Consider the following 25366-nt stretch of genomic DNA (forward strand, 5'->3'; position numbering starts at 1 on the left):
GCGTCGGAGGAATAGGGAGGATGGAATATGGTCGATATTGGGTCCGGCACCGAGCAGGTCATCCAGCCCGCTGAAGTCGAGGATGTGGAGCTTTATCATCCGAAAAGCTGGTGGACGAGATATGTCTTCAGTCAGGATGCCAAGATCATCGCCATTCAGTATTCCCTGACCGCCATTTCGATCGGCATGGTGGCGCTGGTGCTGTCCTGGCTGATGCGCCTGCAGCTCGGCTTTCCCGGCTATTTCTCCTTCATCGACGCGGAGCATTATTATCAGTTCATCACCATGCACGGCATGATCATGGTGATCTACCTGCTGACGGCGCTGTTCCTCGGCGGATTCGGCAACTATCTGATCCCATTGATGCTCGGCGCCCGCGATATGGTGTTTCCTTACGCGAACATGCTGAGCTACTGGCTCTATCTGCTTGCGGTCATCGTGCTGGTCGTCGGTTTCTTCGCGCCCGGCGGGCCGACCGGCGCCGGCTGGACGTTGTATCCGCCACAGGCTCTTCTATCGGGTACGCCTGGAGGGCGTGACTGGGGCATCGTCCTGATGCTCTCGTCGCTGATCCTCTTCATTATCGGCTTTACCATGGGCGGGCTGAACTATGTCGTCACCGTGCTGCAGGGACGCACCCGCGGCATGACACTGATGCGGATGCCCCTGACGGTATGGGGCATATTCACCGCAACCGTGATGGCGCTGCTCGCCTTCCCGGCACTTTTCGTCGCGGCCGTCATGATGCTGTTCGACCGCTTGCTCGGTACGAGCTTCTTCATGCCCGCCATCGTCGAGATGGGCCAGCAGTTGCAGCAAGCGGGCGGCAGCCCCATCTTGTTCCAGCATCTCTTCTGGTTCTTCGGTCATCCCGAAGTCTATATCGTCGCGCTCCCAGCCTTCGGCATCGTCTCGGACCTGATCAGCACTCATGCGCGCAAGAACATCTTCGGCTACAGGATGATGGTCTGGGCGATCGTCATCATTGCCGCGCTGAGCTTCATCGTATGGGCGCATCATATGTATGTCAGCGGCATGAATCCGAACTTCGGGTTCTTTTTCGCGACCACGACCTTGATCATCGCCATTCCGACGGCAATCAAAGTCTATAACTGGGTGCTGACGCTCTGGCGCGGCGATATCCACCTGACATTGCCGATGCTGTTTGCCCTGGCCTTTATCGTCACATTCATCAATGGCGGGCTGACCGGCCTCTTTCTCGGCAATGTCGTCGTTGACGTGCCGCTGTCCGACACCATGTTCGTCGTTGCCCATTTCCATATGGTGATGGGGGTCGCGCCGATCCTGGTGATCTTTGGCGCAATCCATCATTGGTATCCGAAAATCACCGGGCGCATGCTGAACGTGACGATGGGCCATATCCACTTCTGGATCACCTTCCTCGGCGCCTATGCGATCTTCTTCCCGATGCACTATCTCGGCCTGATGGGCGTGCCGCGCCGCTATTACGAACTGGGCGAAACGGCCTTCATTCCACCGTCGGCGCATACGCTGAACATGTTCATCACTGTCGCCGCACTGATCGTCGGCGCGGCTCAGCTTCTGTTCCTGTTCAATCTCGCCTGGAGCCTTCGCTGGGGCCGGCAGGCGGGCGGCAATCCGTGGCGGGCAACGACATTGGAATGGCAGACGCCGCAGACGCCGCCTGCGCACGGAAATTGGGGCAAGGAGCTGCCGATCGTCTACCGCTGGCCGTATGACTATAGTGTCCCCGGCGCGGATCAGGACTTCCTGCCGCAGAACCAGCCGGCGCCGAGCAGATTGCCCGAAAGGGCGCCATCATGAGCGCCATTCTCATCTTCATGGCTGGGCTTTTCGGCATCATCGCCTGGTGGATGGTGCGGCAGCGGCTGACCTCGAAGCCCTGGTTGGAGACGGGTTTGGCAGGCGATGCGCCGGAGATGCGGGGATCGCCGGCGACAGCGGCGAAAGTCGGCCTCGGCATCTTTCTCGCCGTCGTCGGCGCCTTGTTCACGCTCCTCATCAGCGCTTATCTTACACGCCTCAGCGGCTCCGATTGGTGGAGCATCCCGATCCCTCGGCTGCTTTGGGTGAATACCGCCGCGCTTGCCGCCAGCAGCGTCGCACTGCAATGGGCAAAAACCGAAGCCCGTCTTGGGCGCAGCGAGATGCTGAACACGGCGCTAGCCGTGGCGTTCGTGCTGGCTGTGCTCTTCCTTGCCGGGCAGCTTCTGGCATGGCGGCAATTGGTTGCGGCCGGCTACTTCCTTGCGGACAACCCATCGAACAGTTTCTTCTACATGATCACCGGGCTGCACGGCCTGCACATTCTAGGCGGCCTTTTCGTGCTCGGACGGACGACAATCCGCGCCCAAGCCGCCAACCACGCGCCGGCAAGAATCCGCCTGAGCGTGGATCTCTGCGCCATCTACTGGCATTTCATGCTCGTTGTCTGGCTGGTTCTTTTTGCGCTCTTCGCCGGCTGGGCAAACAGTTTCGCCGATCTCTGCCGTCAATTGGTCACCTGAGGAGCTTCGACGATGACCGAATCCATAGAAAGACCGGTACACGATCCACTTCTGCGGCCAGCGGGATTGCGCGGCGTCGCGGCCGATCTGTCATCGGACCAGCGGGCGTTCAAGAACGTCTCCTGGGGCAAGGCGATGATGTGGATCTTCCTCCTGAGCGACACCTTCATTTTCGGGTGTTTTTTGCTGGCCTACATGACGGCGCGCATGTCGACCAACGTCCCCTGGCCCAATCCCAGCGAGGTTTTCGCGCTCAAGATCGGCGGCCAGGAAATCCCGCTCATCCTGATCGCAATCATGACCTTCGTCCTCATCAGCAGCAGCGGCACGATGGCCATGGCCGTCAACTTCGGATACCGCCATGATCGCCGCAAGACGGCCGTGCTGATGCTGGTGACGGCGGCCCTTGGCGCGACATTCGTCGGAATGCAGGCATTCGAATGGACCAAACTGATTACGGAGGGCGTCCGCCCCTGGGGAAACCCATGGGGTGCGGCGCAGTTCGGTTCGTCCTTTTTTATGATCACCGGCTTTCACGGCACCCACGTCTCGATCGGCGTCCTTTTTCTCCTGATCATGGCACGCAAGGTATGGCGGGGAGATTTCGATCAGGGAAGACGCGGGTTCTTCACCAGTCGCAAGGGCCATTATGAAATCGTCGAGATCATGGGGCTTTATTGGCACTTCGTCGATCTGGTCTGGGTCTTTATTTTTGCATTCTTCTATCTGTGGTGAGGATGGCATCATGGCACAGACGCAGGCACATTCCGGGCAGCAGCATCCGATACGGCTTTACATGGTGGTCTGGGGGCTGCTTTTCGTCCTCAGCACCTTCTCCTATCTCGTCGACTATCTCGGCATTCAGGGCTATTTCCGATGGTTTCTGATCCTGCTGTTCATGATCCTGAAGGCGGGACTGATCGTCGCTGTCTTCATGCACATGGCGTGGGAACGGCTGGCGTTGATCTACGCCATCCTGGTTCCGCCGGTCCTGGTGCTTGTCTTCGTCGCTCTGATGGTATCGGAATCGCACTATACGGCGCTTAACCGGCTCGCCTTTTTCGGCGCCGGCCAATAGGGGATGAAGCGGCCATATTGCCGATAGTGGAGCCGGTAGCGAGGAGCGGCTTGCCGGTTCCCGCCCTTCCTCGCACGAGTTTTTGAAGATTTCGATCTCGAAAATCTGGGGAACCCATCCCGCCTGTCTCAGTTGTTCCAACGTACGACTTGAACAATGGAGACAAAAAATGAGCAAAAGCGACGTTCACAAGCTCCAGAAGCGAGCCGAACGACAAGTAAAAAACACCAGCGCCGGTGGCCATCTAGGCGGAACCTATTTTGGTCAGCAGCCTGACGGCAAGACAATCTCGTCATCCAGCAATGACAGTGCCAAAGCGCGCAAGAACGATGGAAGCAACTAGTTCCATTGTAAGTCAGACCAGCATAGCGCCCAACCTCCCCGAGGCGCCAAGAGCATAGGCATACAAAGTCCCGGACAGAGCCAAACGTTTGTCCGAGCGTCTTCGTCAATCTCCGCGACGATGGCCCGCCCGAGCAGGCGAGCCACCTCGGAATTCTCAGAAGTCCATTCCGGCGCCGGGGGGCAAGGCCGGTGCGGAGTCCTTCTTCGGCTTCTCTGCGATCATCGCTTCTGTCGTCACCAATAGCCCCGCAATGGAGGCTGCATCCTGCAGCGCCGTGCGCACCACCTTGGCTGGGTCGATCACGCCCATGGCGTAGAGGTCGCCATATTCGTTGGTCTGAGCGTTCCAGCCGAACGAGAAATCGGCATTTTCGCGCAGCTTGCCGACGATGATCGAGCCCTCAGCGCCGGAGTTTTCGGCAATCTGGCGGACAGGCGCTTCGATTGCGCGGCGGACGATCTCGACACCGACGCGCTGGTCGTCATTTTCTGCCTTCAGCCCGTCGAGCGATTTGACGGCGCGCAGCAGCGCCACGCCACCACCTGGCAGGATACCTTCCTCAACGGCGGCGCGTGTCGCATGCAAAGCGTCGTCGACGCGATCCTTCTTTTCCCTCACCTCGATTTCGGTCGAGCCGCCAACGCGGATGACGGCGACGCCGCCGGCGAGCTTGGCAAGGCGTTCCTGCAGCTTTTCGCGGTCGTAGTCGGAGGTAGTTTCTTCGATCTGGGCACGGATCTGCGTGACACGCCCATCGATCTCGCTCTTCGCTCCGGCTCCATCGATGATGGTGGTGTTCTCCTTTTCGATCATCACCTTCTTGGAACGGCCGAGCATATTCAGCGTGACGCTTTCCAGCTTGATGCCGAGATCCTCGGAAATGACCGTGCCGCCCGTCAGGATGGCAATGTCTTCCAGCATGGCCTTGCGACGATCACCGAAGCCAGGAGCCTTGACGGCGGCGATCTTCAGGCCGCCCCGCAGCTTGTTGACGACGAGCGTCGCAAGCGCTTCGCCTTCGACATCCTCGGCAATGATCAGAAGCGGGTTGCTCGATTGCACCACAGCTTCCAGGATCGGTAGCATGGCTTGAAGATTGGAGAGCTTCTTCTCGTGGATCAGGATATAAGGATCTTCCAACTCCACCCGCATCTTTTCCGGGTTGGTCACGAAGTAGGGGCTGAGGTAGCCGCGGTCGAACTGCATGCCTTCAACGACCTCGAGTTCGGTTTCCGCAGTCTTGGCTTCTTCTACGGTGATGACGCCTTCGTTGCCGACCTTTTCCATCGCTTGGGCGAGATAGCGTCCGATTTCCGGGTCGCCATTGGCTGAGATGGTGCCGACCTGAACGATCTCGGAATTGTTGGATATCTTGCGGGCGTTGGTCTTCAGTTCCTTGACGACGGCGTCGACGGCAAGGTCGATACCGCGCTTGAGGTCCATCGGGTTCATGCCTGAGGCGACCGCCTTGGCGCCTTCGCGAACGATGGCCTGGGCGAGAACGGTTGCGGTCGTCGTGCCATCACCGGCGATATCGCTTGTTCTGGAGGCGACTTCTCGCAGCATCTGGGCGCCCATGTTTTCGAACTTGTCTTCCAGTTCGACTTCCTTGGCGACGGTGACACCATCCTTGGTGATGCGCGGGGCGCCGAAGGACTTGTCGATGACGACGTTACGACCCTTCGGACCGAGCGTCACCTTGACCGCATTGGCGAGAATATCCACCCCCTTCATCATGCGTTCACGAGCATCGGTGTGAAATTTGACTTCTTTGGCAGCCATTTTTTTACTCCTCCATAGGCGGCACAGTTTTGACTAATGCTTGAAAGAAAACGGCTCAGGCGGCCCTCTGGTCTGCCGCTTGGACGTCGATGATACCTAAAACGTCGCTTTCCTTCATGATCAGCAGGTCTTCATTGTCGATCTTGATCTCCGTGCCGGACCATTTTCCGAACAGGATGCGGTCTCCCGCCTTGACATCGAGCGGCTGGATCTGACCGGCCTCATTGCGAGCCCCGGGACCGACGGCAATGACTTCGCCTTCCTGCGGCTTCTCCTTGGCGGTGTCGGGGATGATGATGCCGCCCTTGGTCTTTTCTTCAGAGTCGACGCGGCGAACGAGAATGCGATCGTGAAGCGGTCGGAACGTCATGTTCTCCTCCATGGCAAACAATGATGATCAATGCCCCTTGATCGGGTCAGACAACCGTCCGGATAGGTCCCGAAGCCCTCCAGCTTCCGGTGAAATTTGATCTGGCTCCGGAAATTGCGTTTTCAAGGAGACGAGCAAGATTTTAGCACTCTATATCTTCGACTGCTAATGTGATCGAAAGAGGTTTTGTCAGTATTGCGAACGTTCCGGCCTTGCTTCGCCCATTCTTTCACGGGACAAGCATCACATGAGCGTTCCAACGACACATCCTTTCGCCTTCGATCCAACCTATGGCATGAAGCTTAAACAGCTCCTCGCGATCGAACCGCCGGAGGCGGCGCCGGGTTTCGACGATTTTTGGACCGAGCGGTATCGGCGCGCGACTGCGGTCGATCCTCAGCCGAAACTCCTTCGCAGCAAAATCGAACATCCCGACTGGCATGTTCTCGACATGACCTACACATCGACCGGCGCGTTTCAGATCGGCGGCTGGCTGCTTCTTCCCCGTGATGGGCCGGTGCGGCGCGGCCTCGTCGTCGGGCACGGCTATGGCGGGCGAGATCTGCCCGACCTCGATTTGCCGGTGAAAGATACGGCCGTATTATTCCCCTGCTTTCGCGGGCTGTCCCTCAGCGCTCATCCGCCGATTCCGAACGATCCCGGCGGGCATGTTCTCTACGGTATCGAAAAGCCGGATTCCTACATTATCGGGGGCTGCGTCGACGATCTGTGGCTTGCCGTCTCGACGCTTGTTGCCCTTTATCCCTGGCTGGCGGGGCATATCGGCTATAGCGGCATCAGCTTCGGCGGCGGTATCGGGGCGCTGGCGATCCCTTTCGATACCCGGATCGATCGCGGGCATCTCGTGGTCCCGACCTTCGGGCACCGGTCGCTGTGGATGACCTTGCCGACAATCGGCAGCGCCCAATCCGTCCAGGCATACCAGAAGAAGCACGAAAGCGTGCTTGAGACCTTGCGCCTGTTCGATGCGGCGAGCGCGGCTGCCCGCATCAAGGTTCCGATGCTCGTCGCTCCGGCACTCTTCGATCCGGCGGTGGCACCGCCTTGCCAATTCGCTGTCGCGAATTCGTTGGCAAAATTTAACGAAATCTTCATCCTCGACGCTGGCCATTTCGATTATGTTGGCAGCAGCGAGCAGAATGCGCTCCTTCATGAAAAAGTCCGACGATTTTTCAAGGTGCCATGAATCGGGAATACCTGCGCTGGTACAGCCAGCGCCTGCATCGAGAGATGGAGCTATTGGTGTTCGGCCACGCCGGCGCCAAGGTATTGATGTTTCCAACGAGGGACGGGCGTTTCTGGGAGTATGAGCAGCTTGGCGTCGTTGCCAGCCTTGCCGACAAATTACAGGCCGGTTATCTGCAGCTCTACTGTATAGAGGGTCTGGCCACCGAGACCTTTTACGGATCCCGGCACCATCCGGCCGAGCGCATTCGCCGGCACGCCGCCTTCGAAGAGTATATCCTGAACGAAGTTCTGCCGCTGATGGCGCAGAAAAACCCTCATGACTGCACCATCGTGCACGGCTGCAGCCTCGGCGCTTTCCAGGCCGCCAGCCTCGTCTTTCGCCACCCTCACCTCTTTCGCAAGCTGGTTGCTTTTTCAGGCCGTTACGATCTGACGATGAAGGTCGAATCCTTTGGTGATCTCTTCGAGGGTTACTACGACGACGATATCTATTTTCACACGCCGATGCACTTCCTTCCAGGGCTTGCCTGCGAGTGGCAGCTTGAAAGGCTGCGCCAGATCGACATCGTCTTCACCATCGGGGACGCCGATCCCTTCCTCGACAACAACCGCCACCTAAGCCGGCTTCTCGTCGACAAACAGGTCGGACATCAACTGTATGTCTGGGGCGGGCGTGCCCATCGGGCCGGTGCCTGGCGTAAAATGGCGGCGCTGTACATTTGACGACCGGCCAGAGCAGCGGCCGAAGCTAGACCCGCGGAGGCTTTATCGCCGCGAGATGTGGTCCCGAAGCGATCCAGGTATCACCGAACGGCCGGCTTACACCAAGCCGACCGGAATAGGCGCAAGCTTTTTGCTGGCACCGTAATCGCGCTCGTGAGATCTGCGGTTACGCTTCTCGCGACTTGAGGAAAAGTCGATACGATCGTGTTCCATCATGCCATCCGGATAGGTTCCGGTGTCTTCGGTTTCCACTTCGGACTGAGCGGTGACGATTTTGAAATTCATCATGTTTCCTCCGGTGCGGCGCGGAAACGGCTAGCCCCGCGCTTAGTTCCATGAGCAAACACAAAATTATTAAAAAATTAACTACGTTCGTTAATCAATTTGGGTGATCGGTCAATTTTTGCCATGGGGCTGCGTCGTCGGCGTCGGTTGTCGATACCGGGAACATTTCGCCAATGTCGCGTGTTTCCCGTTCACATGAGGTGTCAGGTTGCGCTCATGTTGTCCTGGCCAAAAAAAAGCGAACGGAGGCTTTTGAAATGACTTTGCGACATGGAGCATGCCGCTGCGGAAGGGTGCGCTATTCCGTCAGCGGCGAGCCGAACCGCGTCGGCATCTGCCATTGCACCGACTGCCGACAGGAAAGCGGCTCGGCCTTTACGTTTTTCGGAATATGGAAGGCTGAAGCTTTCTCGACGACGGGCGAGACAGCCGTCTACGAAGGGCGGAGGTTCTGCCCTCAATGTGGATCGCATGTTTTTGCGATTGACGACGTCGAAGCCGAGATCAAGCTCGGAAGCCTCGATATCGCGCCGACCGACATGGTTCCGACCTACGAACTTTGGGTAAAGCGGCGCGAAAGCTGGCTGAAGCCTCTGCCGGGAGCGGAGCAATATGACCAAGACCGGCTAGCCGATCAGACCAAACTTTAAGACGAACTGCCGCGCATATCGAAAATGCACGAATCTCCATAAGATTGGGGCATTGGGTAAACACGCAGGTTAGGCGCGTCTCACCGATGAGGCGTGCCTCAATGCTCGACCCGCAAGACGATTTTGCCGCGATTATGTTCGTTTTGAATTGCCTCTTGCGCCGCGCGGGCCTGTTCGAGCGCATAGACGCGGCGAACCTCCACGCGCACCTTTCCCTCTTCGATCAGGCGGCTGATTTCGGCAAGCTGCGCGCCGTTCGGCTGCGCCGTATAGCGAACGGCGCGTATCCCGAGCTCGCTGGCACGGTTCTTGTCGGGCTGGGTCAGCGTCGAAACGAGGATTCCACCCGGCTTTACCACACCGAACGACCGATCCTGGGTTTCGCCAGCGATCAGATCAAACACCATGTCCACGGGCTCTATCGCGTCCTCGAAGCGCTCGCTCTTATAATCGATGACCTGATCGGCCCCGAGGGAGCGCGCGAAATCCATGTCGGCGCTGGAAACCGTCGTCGCGACCCAGGCGCCTTTTGCCTTTGCAAATTGAATCGCCAAATGGCCGACGCCGCCCGCACCGCCATGGATGAGGACACGCTGGCCGGCCTGGAGCTCGCCATGATCGAACAGGCCCTGCCATGCAGTGATGCCCGCCAGCGGAATTGCGGCAGCCTGCACCGGGTTCATCAATCGCGGTTTCGGCGCTATTTCTTCCGGCCTGGCGATGACGAATTGTTCATAGCCGCCGTGCCTCGGATTGAGAAAGGCGTAGACCGCGTCGCCTGGCCGAAATGCAGCGACCCCGTCCCCCATCTTCTCGACCGTTCCGCAGACGTCTCGGCCGAGCACGTAGGGCAAATCCTCTTCCTGGACAGCCGGATAGTTTCCTTCGCGCATCTTCCAGTCGACAGGATTGACGCTGGCCGCTTCGACCCGGATCAGGATTTCGTCGATCTTAGGCTCAGGACGTTCGATTTCCTCGAGGCGAAGGACTTCCGGACCGCCGAATGCGTGGATGCGCACAGCTTTCATGACGCTCATCGTTTCTCTCCTCACGGTTTGAGAATGAGATCCCGCCGGTCGGCCGCAATCGTCTTTCGCTGGCGCTGTGCGGACACTGCGCGTTTCAGAGATTGCCGATGGCCGGCCTGGATCAGACGGCGTTGATTGACGGCAGGAAGGACATCACCTCATTGCGGCGTCTGAGGCTCAGCGTCTCGATGCGCTCGCTCCAGAAGCTCTCCGCCTCAGGCGTGTCCGGCTCCCAGCAATTCGTCGATAGGATGTTGTCGTCCATCACCAGCAAACGATGGCCGCCCAACCGCAAATATTCCGTCGCCAGTTCTTTTGCAGCATTCGTCATCATCGTCCTGCTCCTTGCGCCGATCATATGAACGTCAACAATCGAGCAGGGATTATGTTCCCTTCAGTGCGGAAGCCCCTTATCCGCCTTTTGAAGGCTGCCGGCGCCTTTCCGTCTCGTCTTCGGGATGGGCGGGAGGCTCCCAGCCGAAGACGCTGCGTCCCCCGTAAAAAGCGGACCTGTCGAATTCGCCGGCAACGATCTCCTTGAGGTCGGGGCCAGTGACATATCGCTCCAGCATGCGGGACTGATCGTCCAGGCGCTTCAGCGCCTGTAGCTCCTCGTCACGGCCGAGCCGCCCTTTCCGCACTGCCGATTTCATCACCTTGATGGTCTCGTCGTAGACTTTCAACGGAACTGGGAACGGGTGACGATCCTTGCCGCCATGCGCCAGCGAAAAGCGGGCGGGATCGGAGAAGCGGTAGGGGGCGCCATGCACGACCTCGGCAACCATTGCCAGTGCCTTGACCGTTCTGGCGCCGACGCCGGGCGTCAGCAGCAAGCTCTCGAAATCCACCGGCCCGCGATCGGCGGCTGCCGCCAGGTTCCCGTGCAGGCGCCGCATGTTCACATCGGTTTCGCGAACATCGTGATGGGCCGGCATAATCAGATGTGGCAACATGGGTTGCGCGTTGTTTTCGGCAACTGCCCTCGGCCCTGCCTCCAGCGCGGCGACTTCGCGCACGATCCTGTCCGGGCCTAACGATGACAGCAGATCGAGCTGACCTGCGCGCGACCGGTCGGCACGCCGATCGGCGAGATTGACGATCCGGCCCTGGTCTCTTCCCTCGATCGCCGCATGCGGGCAATCGAGAAAGCTCGTCAGCCCTTCGGAAAGCCAATGATACCGCCGCGCCTGCCGTCGATCGCCGTTCATTCCCTGCTGAACGACGACCCATTTGCCGTCGTCCGTGACAATGAAACCGTGCAGATAGAGATCAAACCCATCCTGAAGTGCCGCGCTATCCACCTTGGCGATAAGCCGGCTTGTCGACGCGAGTGCTGCACCGTCGATGCCGACACGATTGCCGATGGCAGCAAGTTCGTCCGGCGTCTTGCGCGACTGAGCGCCGCGGCCGCCGCAGACGTGAATTCCAAGTTCGCCGGAGAGCGGCGTCAGACCGCGTTTCAGCGCGCCGAGGACACTGGTGGTAATGCCCGAGGAGTGCCAGTCCATGCCCATGACGGCGCCGAAGGACTGGAACCAGAAAGGGCTGGCGAGCCGCCGCAGCAGTTCGTCGCGCCCATAATGTTGGACCACCGCCTCGGTAATCACGGCGCCCAAGCGCGTCATCCGGTCGCCGAGCCATTTTGGTACCCGCCCACCATGCAGGGGAAGATCAGCGTTGCCAGCTCTTTGCGCCAAGTTCATCGCACTCCGTCTCAGATCGACGCAATGTAATACCGACGACCGGATTGCGCCATGCTCTGCAAAAACCTACCCGATGGCGTGGCGGATGGTTTTCGAAAGGCGCGACAGGAAGGCGGGTCTCGATGAGGCGACCAGCTTCCACGACAAGATCGCCTTCGCCATGCGGCCGGGAAGAACGCCGACCGAAAGAAACCACGCCGCCAGCATCGCGCGCCGCCGGAGTGAGGCATTCATTTCCAGGCTGGCGACGGCACCGGCGGTACCGAGCGCAAATCTGGAATCGCTGACCATGGGATGCTTGGATTTGTCCATGCAAAGCGACGCCAGCCGCTCTTCCAAATGAACGGGGTCGTGGAGATTGACGTCCTCCGGCACCGTCAGGCCGATCTCGGCCGCCTGATCCGACAAGGCATCAAGCCGATGGAAGTCATGCTCCATTCGCCAGCGTGCGCGCTGGCCGAGTTTCTCCGCAAAGACGGAGTGATTGGCACCGTGGATGCGATAAGCTCCAAGGCAGGTTTCAATCGACGTCACCTTTCCATGAAGAGGCGTTACGGTGACGAGATAGCCATCGGCGCCCTGGCGGAAATCCGTCTCCGGAACTGGCATGACCACCTCCAGAGCCGAGCGCTTGAAGGCCAAGCCGCTGGTAACGGTCGTCTGATACCGTCCCCTCTGCAGCAGCTTTGGGGTGACGTCGCCGGAATCGAACGGGAGCTCCGGAGGTGGGAATACGTCCTTTACCTGCATGTCCTCATCGACCATGTGCAATCTGAACTGCACCTGGACGGCATCGTCTTCCCAGGCGTCTATGATCTCCGATATGGCGTTCGGGTAGAGATAATCATCGGCGTCGAGAAAGAGGACGACCTCACCCCGGCTCGCTGCAAAACCGGTGTTGAACGCCGCTCCATGCCCGCCGTTCGTCTTTTTCAAGCAGGTCCTGATTCGGGACCCGTAGGAAGCTAGGACACCGACCGTATCGTCGGTCGAGGCATCGTCGACGACGATGACTTCCGTATTGTCGTAACTCTGCTCCAGCGCGCTGTCGATGCAGCGCGGTAGGAAGCGCGCGTAATTGTAGTTCGAAATGATAATGGAAACTGGAACACGGTCTGTGATGGGGTGCATCGCATTGAACCTCGCAAATCTGCTTTGGTCGCGGCGAACCTACTCATTCAGGTCCTGTGGATTGAAACCCGGTCCGGCGAGCGCAACTCTCCAAAGCTGAAAAGCTGCTGTCACAGACATGCTGCCGATGGGTGGCGAAGAGACGTTTGATCTGTCTATACCGCCCCGAGCCTCCCCAGCTTTATGGCTTTTGAATGACCATCACGTTACGGAACCCTGGCTCGACGCCGGCCGGCGGCTCGGCGCGGTTTGGGTCCTACCGCTTCAGCAAAGACTTAAAAACGGTCTTCAGGTGGCTGTCAGCGTCATTGCCGATAGTCGCGCCGCATCGGAACAGAAAGCCATCTCCCATGAAGCAAGTGCAGACCCCAAGTTATTATTCGCGCGTTCAGATCCCACCGTATTGGTTTAGGGCTGTACTGACGTCTCCTCGCTCCAGCGCTTTGTCATCGTCTGTAAGCCTGTGAACTATTCCCGCAATATTTCGGATCGGTCACTGACGGCGACCGGCAAAGCTCTTGTTTCCGAGCCCGACGGCTCTCCTGACAAGGCGATAAAATATTCGCAATCCGTCTCGGTTATCGTTCCGACCCTCAATGAGACCGACAATATCGATCTTCTCCTGTCCTCCCTGTTGTCGCAGTCCGGTGGCGATATCGCGCTGGAGGTCCTGATCGCCGATGGCGGATCGACCGATGGCACGATCGACCGCGTCCGGGCATGGGAGGGCAAGGCGCCCGTCAGGCTCATTTCCTCAGGCGGAAAGGGCGGTCTGGCAGGAGACGTGCTCTGGGCTGCGAAATATGCTCGTAGCGACATCGTCGTGGTCATGGATGCCGATCTCAGCCATCCGCCGGAGGAGATCGGCAACCTCGTTCGTCCCATTATCGACGGGACCAGCGACATGGTGGTTGGAAGCCGCTATGTGCCAGGCGGCGCCACGCCGGATTGGCCGCGCTCCCGCCGGCTCCTCTCCCGCCTCGGCGGCGCCTTGGCATGGCCATTGACCGATATGCGGGATCCGATGTCCGGCTTTTTTGCGGTGCGCAAGGAGCGGCTGTTGGCAATCGATCCAAAGGCAATCGGCTTCAAGATCGGCCTGGAGATCATCGCGGAAGGTGGTGACGCACTTCGGCTGACCGAGATCCCGATCGTCTTTCGCGATCGAGTGCACGGGCAAACGAAAATCGGATGGGGGCACATGATAGACTATGCCCGCCGTCTGCTGGTCCTTGCAGGAGGCGCGGTTTCCTTTGGGAACGCGACCCGTTTTGCGGGCGTCGGCCTCATCGGCCTGGCTCTCGACCTGCTGATCTTCCAGATTCTGTTCGGGACGGGATTCGGTTTGGTGACGGCTCATCTCGTCAGCTTTGCCGTCGCCACGATCTCCAACTACATTCTGAACTCCAGATGGGCATTTGCAAGCGATGGACCACGGCTTCATGAGCGGGATTGGCGACGTTACATCCGCTTCATGACCATCTGCCTGCTTGCTTTTGCCTTGCGGGGCGGTGTGCTTGCCGGTGCCGTTGACCTTCTCGGATGGCCCGCTCAGGCCGCCATTATTCTCGGCGTCGGGGCCGCCGCTGTCGTCAATTATCTCGGCAATGCCTTCTTCGTGTTCCCGTCTGAGAACCCGCGCATGCCATCCGACGTCCGGTGGCGTGTGGCCGCAATCGGCGTGCTGGGTTATGTCCTCGCTTTGCGACTGGTTTATCTCGGGCTCGTCGATCTCGTGCCGGAGGAAACTTATTACTGGAATTACGCGCAGCATCTTGACATCGGGTATCTCGACCATCCACCGATGGTTGCATGGCTGATATGGGTCGGAACAAGCCTGTTTGGCAACACAGGATTTGGCGTCCGCATCGGCGCCTATCTCGCCTGGATCGTGGCCGGCTTCTTCGCTTTCGGCTTCTCGCGCAATCTGTTCAGCAAGTCGGCAGCCTTCGTCAGCGTGCTGCTTATCGCCATCTTGCCGTTTTTCTTTTCCACGGGCTTCATGATGATGCCGGACGTGCCTCTGACGGCCGCATGGGCCGGAACGCTTTATTTTCTGGAGCGTGCGCTGATAGCAGGAAAGCGCCGGGCCTGGTGGGGAGTCGGCCTGTGTGTCGGCCTCGGAATGCTCTCCAAATATACGATCGCGCTACTTGGCCCCGCCACGCTAATCTTTCTCCTTCTCGATCCCAGGGCGCGACGTTGGCTACTGCGGCCAGAACCTTATCTTGCCGCCGTGCTCGCTGCCGTACTTTTCTCACCGGTGATCTATTGGAATGCGACGCATGGCTGGGCATCATTCGCCTTCCAGAGTGCGGACCGTCTGCAAAGCACAAAGACCTTCTCGCTTCCCTCGCTGGTCAGCAGTGTCGCGATCCTGCTGACGCCAGTAGGATTGGCGGCGGCAATGGCCGCGCTGGTGACAAGAAACAGCGTGACATTCACGACGAAGACGGACGCGGAGGCAGCCCGCCGATCTCTCCTCATCAAGATCTATACGATCGTTCCGCTGCTGGTCTTTATTGCATTCAGCCTGTTTCACGAGGTCAAGCTGAATTGGACGGGGCCGCTCTGGCTTGCCCTTCTGCCGGCGATCTCGGCGACCATCGTCGCGGCCGGTAGCAGCGTATCGAAATTCGACGGTCTACTGCGGCGGCTATGGGTTCCGACAGTGATGACCATGCTCGTGCTCTACGGGCTTGGTTTGCATTATCTCGTCCTCGGATTTCCGATGGTCGGTCACTTCGGCAATATCCGGACGCTACCTGTCGCATGGCAGGAATTCGGTCGTGAAACAGGATTGATCGAGCATAGCGTGGAGCAGGAAACGGGTAAGCAGGTCCTGCTCGCCGGAATGGACAAGTATTTCGTGGCAAGCGAGATCGCTTTCTACAATCGCACCGACGACGATACCGTTCAGACCTCCGTGGGGCGGGGCGCACTCGGCCAGGATAGCTTGATGTATAGCTACTGGTTCAAACCCGCCGACCTGCAGGGCCGCACCGTCATTCTTTTCGGACTGAAAAGGGGCGACCTGGAGCGGGCTTCTCTTGATCCGCTGTTTTCCCGGATAAGCGACATCAAAGAACAGCAGGTTACGAAGCATGGCGAACCTGTGGGCAGCTTCTTCTACAGGGTCGGATATGATCTTCGCAGTTGTCTTCCGCTTGTCGCCCAAACCTCGGGGATAGCGTGCCATGGGTCGTGAGCCGGCGGGAAGCTACGCAAAAGGTGCAGGCCAGGGCGGCTAACCCTGGCCTGATAAGCGCAGCCTGACAGCAGCCGATTAGCCTACCGGAAGAGATCCTGGATGAACATGGAGGTTTCCGGGATGAGGGTGACGATCATGAGCGTGGTCCAGAGCGCGACCATGAACGGCCAGATCGAGCGGATCACCTTGCTGACGGGCACCTCGCCGATGGCACAGCCGAGATAGAAGGCAGCACCGACCGGCGGGGTGTTGAGCCCGATGGTCGAATTCAACAACACGATGATACCGAACTGCACCGGATCCATGCCGTATTGCGTGACGATCGGCAGGAAGATCGGCGTGCACACCAGAATATGCGCGGCCATGTCGAGGAATATGCCGAAGATGAACAGCGCTATGTTGACCAGGATGAAAATCACCCATGGCTGCGTGCTGACATGGCTGAGCGCCTCACCGACCATGTCGGCAACGCCGTAGATGCTCATCAGATAACCGAACATCGTCGAGATGCCGATCAAAAGCAGCACGACGCCCGTCGTCTTGGTCGCCTTCGCCACCGCCTTCAGAAAGTTTTCGAAGGATAGGCTGCGATAGACGAAAATCGTCAGAAGCAGCGCGTAGAGGACAGCGACTGCACCGGCCTCCGCCGCGGTAAAGACGCCGGACAGGATGCCGCCGACGATGATGACTATGATGAAAAGGCCGGGAACTGCGGCTGCGAGACTGCGCCAGACTTCCGCCCAGCCCGGAAACTCGCCGCGGCTATAGCCGCGCGATCGCGCGACGAAATAGGCGGTCAACACATTGGCAACCGTCAGGATCAGCGCGGGAATAGCGCCTGCCATGATCAAGGCGTTCATCGACACGAGACCGCCGGCGGCGAGCGAATAGATGATCATATTGTGGCTGGTCGGCATCAGCGCGCCGACGAGCGAGGAATAGGTGGTGACGTTGACCGCGTAATCCGCATCGATCCCTTCCTTTTTCATCAGGGGGATCAGCGCCGAGCCCATGGCCGAAACGTCTGCGACCGGCGAACCGGAGACACCGCCGAACATGGTGCAGGCGACGACGTTGGTCATACCGAGCCCGCCGCGCACATGGCCGACCATCGCCTTGGAGCTGCGGATGATCCGGTCGGCAATGCCGCCGTACATCATCAGCTCGCCGGTGAAGATGAAGAACGGAATGGTGAGGAAGGAGAACGTGCCCATGCCCGACGCCATGCGCTGGAAGACGACGGCCAGCGGCAGCCCTTCATAGAGCACCGTGGCGATCGACGACAGGCCGATGGCGAAGATGACCGGCATGCCGAGCACCAGCCCGCCCACGAAGGTTGCGCAGAGAATGATCAATGCCATGAGGGTATAACCTTGATTTTCAGGACGGCGGCGACGATGCGCTCGACGGCAAACAGGGCGATGAGCACGCCGCCGGCCGCGAGCGGCACATAGCTCCAGGCCTGTGAAATCGGCAGGCCGGGATTGATGTAAGGCGCCATCTCGATGCTGAGTTCGCCACCGCTCCAGGCCATCGACAGGCCGAAGACGACCATGCCGAGATAGACGATAACCTCGGCCCCCAGACGAACCCCTTCGGGCGCGAAATTCAGGAGCGAGTCCATGCCGATATGGCGTCCGTCGCGGACACCGACCGCTGCCGCCAGGCAGGTGACGTAAAGGATGACCACAAGCGCGAATATCTCGGTCCAGGCCGGGGAGTCGTTGAGCACGTAGCGCCCGAATATCTGATAGAGGACGGCTGCAACGATGAGAATTGTCCCGATGACTGCAATCATCAGGCAGATGCGCGAGAGCCACGCGTGGAAGGCGAAATAGGCGCCGAGCAAGCCTGTGGTATTGGTGGTGGTGCGGACCATTTGCGAACGCACGGCGGGATCTGCCGGCAATGCATGCATATGCGCGCCCATTGCGTGTCTCCTCGGATTGACAATGTGATGCTGATCGATCCCCTCCGCTTCGCCATCCTCTGGACGTCGGGGAAGGTGATCGCAGGCGATGCGGGGCGCAACCGGCGCCCCCGGCAGACCTCGCTACTTCGTTGCCTTGATGCGGGTGATCATGTCCTTGAGCGCCGGATCGGTGACAAACTGGTCATAGATCGGCTGCATGGCGGCTTCGAACGGCGCCTTGTCCAGCGGGATCACCTCGACGCCTGCCTGCTTCACCTTCTCCTCAGACGTCGTTTCCATCGCGTCCCAGAGCTGACGCATATAGACGACCGACTGCTTGGCGAGCTTGCGCACCAGCACCTGCTCTTCCGGAGTGAAGCTGTCATAGACGCGCTTCGACATCAGCAGGACATCAGGAGCCATCGAGTGTTCGCTCAGCGAATAGTATTTGGCGAGCTCGTAGTGATGGAAATTATAATAGCTCGGCCAATTATTCTCCGCACCGTCGATCAGCCCGGTCTTGAGGCCGGTGAAGACTTCGCCCGTCGGCATCGGCGTGGCGTTGGCGCCGAGCGCCTTCATCATCGCCACCCAAATATCGGACTGCTGTACGCGGATTTTCAGACCCTTGAGATCCTCCATCTTCCGCACCGGCTTGGTGGTGTAGAAGGACCGCGAGCCTGAATCGTAGAAGGCGAGGCCGACGAGGCCATGGGCGTCGCAGTCCGCCAGGATCTGATCGCCGATCGGCCCGTCGAGAACCGTGCGCATCTGGGCCTTGTCGTGGAAGAGGAACGGCAGGACCGGCACCATCATGGCCGGGCAGATGGTGTTCAGCGTTCCGGAGTTGACGCGGATGAAGTCGAGTGCCCCGAGCTTGACCTGCTCGATGGTGTCCTTCTCGCTGCCGAGCTGCGAGTTCGGGAAGACCTTGATCGTATATTTCCCATCGGTTGCCTTGCTGAGTTCATCGCTCATGTACTGCACGGCCTTGACGGTCGGGTAATCCGGCGGCTGCACATCGGCCGAGCGGAACTGACGGGCTTGCCCCGTCGTGAACGTGCCGAGCGCGAGGAGGCCGGCAAATGCTGTCGTGATGATTCTGGTGCTGCGCTTCATTGTTTCCCTCTCTCCTAATCACTAAACAAGAATGGCCGCCCGCTTTCGTGCCTGGAAATTCAAGTCACCGGCGGGCTGAAAACGGTTGTTATTTTTGGAATGCCGAGTTCGATCCAGCGGCCGGTCCAACAACGGCGCAGCCGCCTCGGACTTCAAAGATACGGGCAATATTCATCATCTCCCCCTCCTCAACGAGACCGGAACCTCCTCGTCCCGGCCGAAATCTCACTGCATTGCGCCCCGGAAGGGCGCGAAGCCAAAAAGCGCCTCGGGATTGTCGACAAGGGCAAGCCTGAGGGCGTCCACATTCGGCAGCCAGCCGAGCACGGTGTCCGTGAGCATTGCGTCGTCAGGATAGTCAGCGTTTTGCCGCGCCAGATTGTGAGGCCAGTTCGTGCCCCAGACGATCCGCTCCGGCGCGTGGGCGGCCACATCGCGCGCGACAGCGGCAATATCTTCATAAGCGGGGCCGCCACTCTTCGCGGATTCGTAGCAGCCAGCGAATTTAAACCAGCAATTGCCCTTGTCGATCAGCCGCTGCACAGCCCTGACCTGCGGGCTCTCCGGCGTCACCCCGCAAAAGAACTTGCCGTGATGATCGAGCACCCAACGGGATTTCAGCCGCGCCAGCCGGGGCTCGTGTTCGAGAATATGGCTGCCGTCGAATTGCACGGCCAGCATCCAGCCACGCGCGCTCGCCCTGTCATCGATGGTTTCGAGCGCATCAAGGCCGATCGCGCCGCCCGGCAGATCCATGATGCGCGCGCCGACGACACGGGCCTCAGCGAGCCTGTCGAGTTCGGCCTCCGGTGTTTCAGCGTCGATGACGGCAACGCCGCGGGCGATATCGCCCATTTCGGCAAGGCAGGCCAAAAGATTGCCATTGTCGCGCTGATGGGCATTGCCCTGCGTGATGACCACGCGGTCTATGCCGAGCCAGCCCATCACCTGGCGATATTGGTCTGATGTCGGCAGACTGCCCGCCGGCAGATCGGGGCCGCCGGGCTGCGCCGGGAAACCGGGCAGATACATGTGCATCTGCGTGTCTACTGTTCCCTTGGGAAGGGTGATGTGAGGCGGAGTGCTTGAGAGCGTGCGCACCAGCATGTCACTTGTCCTCCGTACGAAATTCAACCGCCGCCGCATCGAAGGCAATCTCGGCCGAGTACAGAGGCCAGCGATGTTCGAGGCGATATGAACGGGCGACGGTCATCATCTCACCGCTTCCAGGGCGCGATGAGCTTGTCGAGCATGACCTCTTCCTCGGCGGTCAAATCATCGAGAGGCGGCCGTACCCTGCCGGCTTCGAAACCCTGAAGCCTGACGCCGGCCTTGATGGCAGCGACCGCATAGCCCTTGCGGCGGTTGCGGATGGCCATGAAGGGATAGAAGAAGTCCTTTAGGATCGTCTCGCAGCGCGCACGTTCGCCGGCGCGAAGCGCCTTATAGAACTCGACGGCAAGTGCTGGCACGAAATTGAAGACTGCGGAGGAATAGGTGGTGAAGCCAGCCCCGAAATAGGCTTCGGCGAAAAGTTCGGCTGTCGGCATGCCACCAAGATAGGTCAGCCGGTCGCCCATAGTCGCGGTGATCTGACGTACTCCGCCAATGTCGCCGGTGCCGTCCTTGAAACCCACCAGGTTCGGGCATTCGTCGCACAGGCGTTTCAGCGTATCGACCGAAAGCACCGAGTTGTCGCGGTTATAGACCATGACGCCGATATCGACCGATTGGCAGATGCGTTTGACGTGGGCGTAAAGCCCTTCCTGCGGCGCATCGATTAGATAATGCGGCAAAAGCAGGATGCCGTCGGCGCCTGCCTTCTCGACCGCCTGCGCCAGCTCGACACCGACATGTGCGCCGAAGCCGCAGCCGGACACGATCGCCGTCTTGCCGGCCGCCTCCTTGGCTGCCCTGACAATGGTCGGGATCTCGTTCGGCGACAGTGAGAAGAACTCGCCCGTGCCCCCGGCTGCAAACAATACCGGCGCGTCATAGCCCGACAGCCACTCGATATGACGCTGATAGCTGTCGGAGCGGAATTTCTCCTCCGCATCAAAATGCGTAACGGGAAAAGACAACAGGCCTGCGCCCAGCGCGGCCTTGATTTGTTGCGGCGTCATCAGGAATTCCTCTTCTGCCTCCTCAGGCAGAAGTTGTCATATATGTATGACGCTTCTCTGTCAACGACTCATCATACAGGTTTGCGCTGTTCGCGCAGAAGCGCGCGATAGCGCTCCTGGCTGCCCCGCAGATGCCTGCGCATGGCCTCGCGGGCGCCCTCTTCATCCCCGTTCGATATCGCTACGACGATCTGACGATGCTCCTCGTCGATCAACAGGATATAGGCGTCCTGATCGGCCTCGAGCTCGCCTTCGCGCATGGCCGCGCGCGGAATGATCCGCGGCCCGATCATCGAAAGAAATTCCCGGAAACGCGAATTGTTCGTCGCCTCGGCGATGGCGAGATGGAGAGCGAAATCGGCTTCGCTCGTCGGAACGCCTGCATTGAGACAGTCGCGCAGCGCTTGATGCCGCTCGAAGATCGTCTCTTCCTGCGCCGGTGACCGCCGCAATGCGGCAAGCCCGGCGGCTTCGACCTCTACAGCGGTTCTAAGCTCCAAAAGCTCGATGACGGACGAAACCCGGGCCTGATCGAGATTTCCGAAGGAGAGAACCGGCAACGCCGGCGATTCGAGCACAAAGACCCCTGCCCCCTGCTGCGCCTCGACCAAACGGTCGGCCCTCAGCGCCGCGATCGCCTCACGCACGACCGTACGGCTGACACCGTGGGTCTCCGTGAGCTGCGATTCGCTCGGCAACTTGCTTCCCGGCGGAAACTGCCCGCTGGCGATGGCTCGACGCAGCGTATTGCTGAGACGCGCAACCAGCGTCTGCGACCTGGCTTCAGTCTGGGACTTTGGCTGAACGGCCACGTCGATACCTCTCTTGCTGGGCGTAGGCGGTGAGAAAAGCACTGCGCGAAGTCGTATGTCAAGCTGGCGCCAATACATGCAAGCCGGCAAACTTGTAAACGGATATCGCTAACATGTATGATGAGTTTAATTTGACAAGGCGCGCGCGCGTCTATCCCTAGACCGCGCCCTTGGAGGACATGTGACAGGACATCGACTGGTTCCAAACACTTCAAGCGCTGATTGGGGGAAATCAGTGTCTGATTAGGCGCTCTGCGCTGCCGTCGGCGCGGACCTCCGCACCGATGCAAGCGCCGAATTACCTGCCGGCAAGTTAGGCGGAGCGTCTTTCCTCTCCGCCATGCGCGGTCGAGGGTGCACCCGGCCAGCCAAGTTCCGGCGCGATCCGGGTAACGAAATCGTGGAGGATCTGGCGGTACTGTTCGTGCTCGAATTCGTAAGGCAGTTCCAGCCGCAACTCGCTGACCTCAGGCAGCAGCGGGTCGGCAAAGAGCCGTTCCAATATTTCGTCCGAGGTGCCGACGATATCGCGGGCAAACAGGGTGCGCTTCTCGCCTTGGGGTGACAGCGTCCGCCCGTCGCGGCCGGCGGCATAGTCCTGATACCGGCGGCGCGTGGCGGCATCGGCGTTGTCGAAAGGTACGATGACGCGCCCAAGCGCGACACGGCGCTTTGGCCCGGCGGCGGCACGATAGGTTTCGATCAATTGCGACTGGGCGACGAAGAAATCATCGGTTCCCTCGCCCGTAATCACATTGCCTGTCAAAAGGTTGAAGCCGTTGCGGCCGGCCCATTCGGCCGAGCGTTGCGACCCGCCGCCATACCAGATCCGGTCGATCAGCCCCTTGGCATAGGGCTGCAAGCGCGGCCGGATCGGACCAAAAGGTGTCTTGATGAAGGTCTGCTCGTCGCCGAGATGGGTACCGCGCAGATTGTCGGCAAAGCGCAGGACGCGATCGTGGGAAAAATCGTTGTTCGTCCAGTCGCCGTCGAAGACCAGCGGCGCGATCAGATCGGCGTGCAGTGGACGTCCGGCGCTGACGCCGATATTCAGCCGCCCGCGCGACAGGACATCGACGGTGGCAAGATCCTCCGCCAACCGATAGGGACTTTCATAGCCGATCGGAATGACCGCCGTTCCCAATTGAATCCGGCTGGTGCGCTGGGTTGCCGCCGCCAGGAAGGCGGTGCCCGACGAAATACCGGGCTCCAGATGTCGCTGGCGGACCCAGGCGCTGTCGAAGCCCAGCTCTTCCCCATATCGCAGTTGCTGGAGGGTCTGCTCCAACCCCGACAGTGGATCCTCGTCCGGATAGTTGCCGGGGGTGAGGAAACCGATATGGCTGATGGATACCTTGCGGCCGCTCATGTTTTGCTCCTGTCGATGCCGTCGGGCGATCAATATTTCGGCAGGCCGGGCGGATTGGTTTCCGACTTCGGCAGGGCTTCTTCCGCCAGATGCCAATGATCGAGAATCTTTCCGTAGGTGCCACTAGCGATCAGGTCGTTGGCGGCAACGGTCAGTGCATTGGCCAAGCCGCTGCCCTTGCGCGTCGTCACCGCCACGTCCGAGCGATCCGGCCAGCCGGCGCTCAGCGTACCGACGCTTTTGATGTTCTTGTCGCGGGCGGCGATGTAGACGAGCTGCGCATGCGGTTGCACGATCACATCGGCGCGGCCAGACGCCAGGGCCAGCAGGCTTGCGGCATCGTCGTCGTAATATTGCAGCTCCAGCGGCTTCAGCCCGGCCGCCACGTTCTCCTTGCTCCATTCGAGCAGGATGCGCTCCTGATTGGTGCCGGCGCCTACGATGAACCTGAGCCCGGCCGCATCCTTCGGCTCCTTGATCGAGCCGATCTTGCTGTCCGACTTGACATAGATGCCGTGCAGGCCCTGGCGATAGGTGGAGAAATCGAACTTCTCCTTGCGCTGCTCGGTAACGCCGACATTGGAGATGACGGCATCGTATTTGCCCGAGGTAAGACCCAGCGGCCAATCGATCCATGCGACCGGCACCAGTTCCAGCTTCAGTCCGAGGCTATCGGCAATAGCATAGGCGATATCCGGATCGGCGCCGACCACGGTCTTGGCATCCGTCGCATAGGTGGCAAGCGGCGGCCCGCCGGGTGCGACGGCAACCGTGAACGTGCCCGGCGTGACGAACTTGAAATCCTTAGGGATAGCGGCGATCGCGGTCTCGTCCCGTCCGACGTGAATGCGGCCCGGCTGCCCGGGGCTCAAGTCGAAGGTTAGATCATTGGCACGGGCCGCGCCGAAGGACGCCAGCGCCGTCATCATCAAAGCGAATGAACATGCCCGGATGGCCGGTATACCTGTCATGGGAGCCTTCTCCATATCCTATCTTCATGAATGGCCGGCTTCGCGCGAGCGAGCCGGCCGTCTTGCGTTCGAGAGACGATTACGAGCCGCTTTTCGGCAGGCCGGGCGGATTGGTCTGCGACTTCTCGACCGCCTCGGAGCTAAGGCTCCAGCGCTTCAGCACCTCGCCATATTTGCCGTCCTTGATCAGGTCGTTGAGCGCGATGGTGACCGCATCTGCGAGACCGGCACCCTTGCGCGTCGTCACCGCGATCTCCGCCGACACCGGCCAGCCCCCACTAACGGTCCCGACCAGTTTGGTCGCGCCCTTGATGGATGCGCTATAGGCGAGCGTGGCGTTCGGGTTGAACTCGACATCGGCGCGGCCAGACTGGATCGCCAGATCGGCTGCGGCACGGTCATCGTAGTATTGCACCTCGATCGGCTTCAGCCCGGCGGCGACGTTCTCCCGATCCCATTCCAGGATGATCTTTTCCTGGTTGGTGCCGGCGCCGGTGATGACCTTGAGGCCGGCAACGTCCTTCGGGTCCTTGATCGCGGTGATCTTGCTATCGGATTTGACGTAGAAGCCGAGCACATCTCTGCGATAGGTGGAGAAATCGAACTTCTCCTTGCGTTCCTCGGTGACCGTCACATTGCTGATGACGGCATCATACTTGCCGGAGGAGACGCCGAGCGGCCAATCCTCCCAGGCAACCGGCACGAGGTCGAGCTCAAGACCGAGCGAATCTGCGAGCAATTGTGCGATCTCTGGATCGGTGCCGACCACCGTCTTGGCGTCCGTGGCATAGGTCGAAACCGGCGGATCCCAGGGGTTGATTGCCACGGTGAACTTGCCGGGGTTGACGAATTTGAAACTGGACGCGATGGCCTTGATTGCCGCATCGTCCTTTTCCGCGCGGACACGGTTTGACGTATCCGGGCTCAGATTGAACTTTTCCGCCGCATGAGCGGAGCCGAGGCCGATGGCGGCTACGGCGACAATGCCGGCCACCAGAGATTTCGTTGTCTTGAATATAGTCATGTAGCTTACC

At 59.8% G+C, this 25366-nt stretch carries 25 protein-coding genes; 9 read left to right on the forward strand and 16 right to left on the reverse strand.

Going from position 1 to position 25366, the window contains the following annotated elements:
- Nucleotides 1–27 precede the first annotated feature (27 nt).
- From N2601_RS26125 to N2601_RS26145, 5 genes are all read left to right on the forward strand, one after another.
- Complete coding sequence (locus N2601_RS26125) at nt 28–1806, forward strand: cytochrome c oxidase subunit I (RefSeq protein ID WP_260304256.1); 1779 nt, start codon at nt 28–30, stop codon at nt 1804–1806.
- On the forward strand, nt 1803–2510 hold the full coding sequence (locus N2601_RS26130; protein ID WP_260304257.1) for a cytochrome c oxidase subunit 3: 708 nt from the start codon (nt 1803–1805) through the stop codon (nt 2508–2510). Before N2601_RS26125 ends, N2601_RS26130 begins: the two co-directional genes overlap by 4 nt.
- 12 nt (nt 2511–2522) lie before the next feature.
- Nucleotides 2523–3245 (forward strand): heme-copper oxidase subunit III family protein, encoded by a 723-nt coding sequence (locus N2601_RS26135; RefSeq protein WP_260304258.1) that lies wholly within the window; start codon nt 2523–2525, stop codon nt 3243–3245.
- A 10-nt stretch (nt 3246–3255) separates the two neighbouring features.
- Nucleotides 3256–3588, forward strand: coding sequence for a cytochrome C oxidase subunit IV family protein (locus N2601_RS26140; RefSeq protein WP_104827295.1), 333 nt, complete (start codon nt 3256–3258; stop codon nt 3586–3588).
- A 169-nt stretch (nt 3589–3757) separates the two neighbouring features.
- Entirely contained in the window at nt 3758–3931 is a 174-nt protein-coding gene (locus N2601_RS26145) for a hypothetical protein (protein WP_181316012.1), read from the forward strand.
- Nucleotides 3932–4087: 156 nt separating this feature from the next.
- Here the strand turns inward: N2601_RS26145 and groL are convergent, their stop codons facing one another.
- On the reverse strand, nt 4088–5716 hold the full coding sequence (groL, locus tag N2601_RS26150) for a chaperonin GroEL (RefSeq protein WP_104827296.1): 1629 nt from the start codon (nt 5714–5716) through the stop codon (nt 4088–4090).
- 55 nt (nt 5717–5771) lie between these two features.
- Entirely contained in the window at nt 5772–6086 is a 315-nt protein-coding gene (locus N2601_RS26155; protein ID WP_260304259.1) for a co-chaperone GroES, read from the reverse strand.
- A gap of 247 nt (nt 6087–6333) precedes the next feature.
- Between N2601_RS26155 and N2601_RS26160 the strand changes: the two genes are divergently transcribed.
- Nucleotides 6334–7293 (forward strand): acetylxylan esterase, encoded by a 960-nt coding sequence (locus tag N2601_RS26160; RefSeq protein ID WP_260304260.1) that lies wholly within the window; start codon nt 6334–6336, stop codon nt 7291–7293.
- Nucleotides 7290–8018 carry an esterase family protein gene (locus N2601_RS26165; protein WP_260304261.1) on the forward strand — a complete coding sequence of 243 codons (729 nt, stop codon included), beginning with the start codon at nt 7290–7292 and terminating at the stop codon, nt 8016–8018. Before N2601_RS26160 ends, N2601_RS26165 begins: the two co-directional genes overlap by 4 nt.
- A gap of 96 nt (nt 8019–8114) precedes the next feature.
- Here the strand turns inward: N2601_RS26165 and N2601_RS26170 are convergent, their stop codons facing one another.
- A complete protein-coding gene (locus N2601_RS26170) occupies nt 8115–8306 on the reverse strand; it encodes a hypothetical protein (RefSeq protein ID WP_245464099.1) in 192 nt (63 codons plus the stop codon).
- A 254-nt stretch (nt 8307–8560) separates the two neighbouring features.
- Between N2601_RS26170 and N2601_RS26175 the strand changes: the two genes are divergently transcribed.
- The gene (locus N2601_RS26175) at nt 8561–8953 is read left to right on the forward strand and encodes a GFA family protein (protein WP_260304262.1); all 393 of its coding nucleotides are present in this window, start codon (nt 8561–8563) and stop codon (nt 8951–8953) included.
- A 98-nt stretch (nt 8954–9051) separates the two neighbouring features.
- On the opposite strand, the gene N2601_RS26180 is transcribed toward N2601_RS26175, so the two are convergent.
- The 4 genes from N2601_RS26180 to N2601_RS26195 all read right to left on the reverse strand — a co-directional run bounded on the left by N2601_RS26180 (nt 9052) and on the right by N2601_RS26195 (nt 12815).
- Nucleotides 9052–9990: an NADP-dependent oxidoreductase gene (locus N2601_RS26180; protein ID WP_260304263.1), complete on the reverse strand. Its 939-nt coding sequence runs from the start codon at nt 9988–9990 to the stop codon at nt 9052–9054.
- A 112-nt stretch (nt 9991–10102) separates the two neighbouring features.
- Nucleotides 10103–10315, reverse strand: coding sequence for a hypothetical protein (locus N2601_RS26185; protein WP_260304264.1), 213 nt, complete (start codon nt 10313–10315; stop codon nt 10103–10105).
- A gap of 76 nt (nt 10316–10391) precedes the next feature.
- On the reverse strand, nt 10392–11678 hold the full coding sequence (locus N2601_RS26190) for a DUF763 domain-containing protein (protein WP_260304265.1): 1287 nt from the start codon (nt 11676–11678) through the stop codon (nt 10392–10394).
- Between the two features lie 72 nt (nt 11679–11750).
- A complete protein-coding gene (locus N2601_RS26195) occupies nt 11751–12815 on the reverse strand; it encodes a glycosyltransferase family 2 protein (RefSeq protein ID WP_260304266.1) in 1065 nt (354 codons plus the stop codon).
- A gap of 463 nt (nt 12816–13278) precedes the next feature.
- Between N2601_RS26195 and N2601_RS26200 the strand changes: the two genes are divergently transcribed.
- Complete coding sequence (locus N2601_RS26200) at nt 13279–16023, forward strand: glycosyltransferase family 39 protein (protein ID WP_260304267.1); 2745 nt, start codon at nt 13279–13281, stop codon at nt 16021–16023.
- Nucleotides 16024–16106: 83 nt separating this feature from the next.
- Here N2601_RS26200 and N2601_RS26205 read toward each other — a convergent pair whose 3' ends face one another.
- The 9 genes from N2601_RS26205 to N2601_RS26245 all read right to left on the reverse strand — a co-directional run bounded on the left by N2601_RS26205 (nt 16107) and on the right by N2601_RS26245 (nt 25356).
- Entirely contained in the window at nt 16107–17387 is a 1281-nt protein-coding gene (locus N2601_RS26205; protein WP_260304268.1) for a TRAP transporter large permease, read from the reverse strand.
- Nucleotides 17378–17956, reverse strand: a complete 579-nt coding sequence (locus N2601_RS26210) for a TRAP transporter small permease (protein WP_260304269.1) — start codon at nt 17954–17956, stop codon at nt 17378–17380. The genes N2601_RS26205 and N2601_RS26210 overlap by 10 nt, the downstream gene beginning before the upstream one ends.
- Nucleotides 17957–18079: 123 nt before the next feature.
- Nucleotides 18080–19057 (reverse strand): TRAP transporter substrate-binding protein, encoded by a 978-nt coding sequence (locus N2601_RS26215; protein ID WP_260304270.1) that lies wholly within the window; start codon nt 19055–19057, stop codon nt 18080–18082.
- A gap of 225 nt (nt 19058–19282) precedes the next feature.
- Nucleotides 19283–20164, reverse strand: coding sequence for an amidohydrolase family protein (locus tag N2601_RS26220; RefSeq protein WP_260304271.1), 882 nt, complete (start codon nt 20162–20164; stop codon nt 19283–19285).
- A 110-nt stretch (nt 20165–20274) separates the two neighbouring features.
- Nucleotides 20275–21180, reverse strand: coding sequence for a 5-dehydro-4-deoxyglucarate dehydratase (gene kdgD, locus N2601_RS26225; protein ID WP_260304272.1), 906 nt, complete (start codon nt 21178–21180; stop codon nt 20275–20277).
- Nucleotides 21181–21251: 71 nt separating this feature from the next.
- Nucleotides 21252–21992, reverse strand: coding sequence for a FadR/GntR family transcriptional regulator (locus N2601_RS26230; RefSeq protein WP_260304273.1), 741 nt, complete (start codon nt 21990–21992; stop codon nt 21252–21254).
- A gap of 313 nt (nt 21993–22305) precedes the next feature.
- Nucleotides 22306–23361, reverse strand: coding sequence for an LLM class flavin-dependent oxidoreductase (locus tag N2601_RS26235; protein ID WP_260304274.1), 1056 nt, complete (start codon nt 23359–23361; stop codon nt 22306–22308).
- Between the two features lie 29 nt (nt 23362–23390).
- Nucleotides 23391–24332 (reverse strand): ABC transporter substrate-binding protein, encoded by a 942-nt coding sequence (locus N2601_RS26240; protein ID WP_260304275.1) that lies wholly within the window; start codon nt 24330–24332, stop codon nt 23391–23393.
- 79 nt (nt 24333–24411) lie between these two features.
- On the reverse strand, nt 24412–25356 hold the full coding sequence (locus N2601_RS26245; protein WP_260304276.1) for an ABC transporter substrate-binding protein: 945 nt from the start codon (nt 25354–25356) through the stop codon (nt 24412–24414).
- Nucleotides 25357–25366 lie beyond the last annotated feature (10 nt).

The sequence above is a fragment of the Rhizobium sp. CB3060 genome, assembly GCF_025200735.1.
Taxonomy (GTDB): Bacteria; Pseudomonadota; Alphaproteobacteria; order Rhizobiales; family Rhizobiaceae; genus Rhizobium.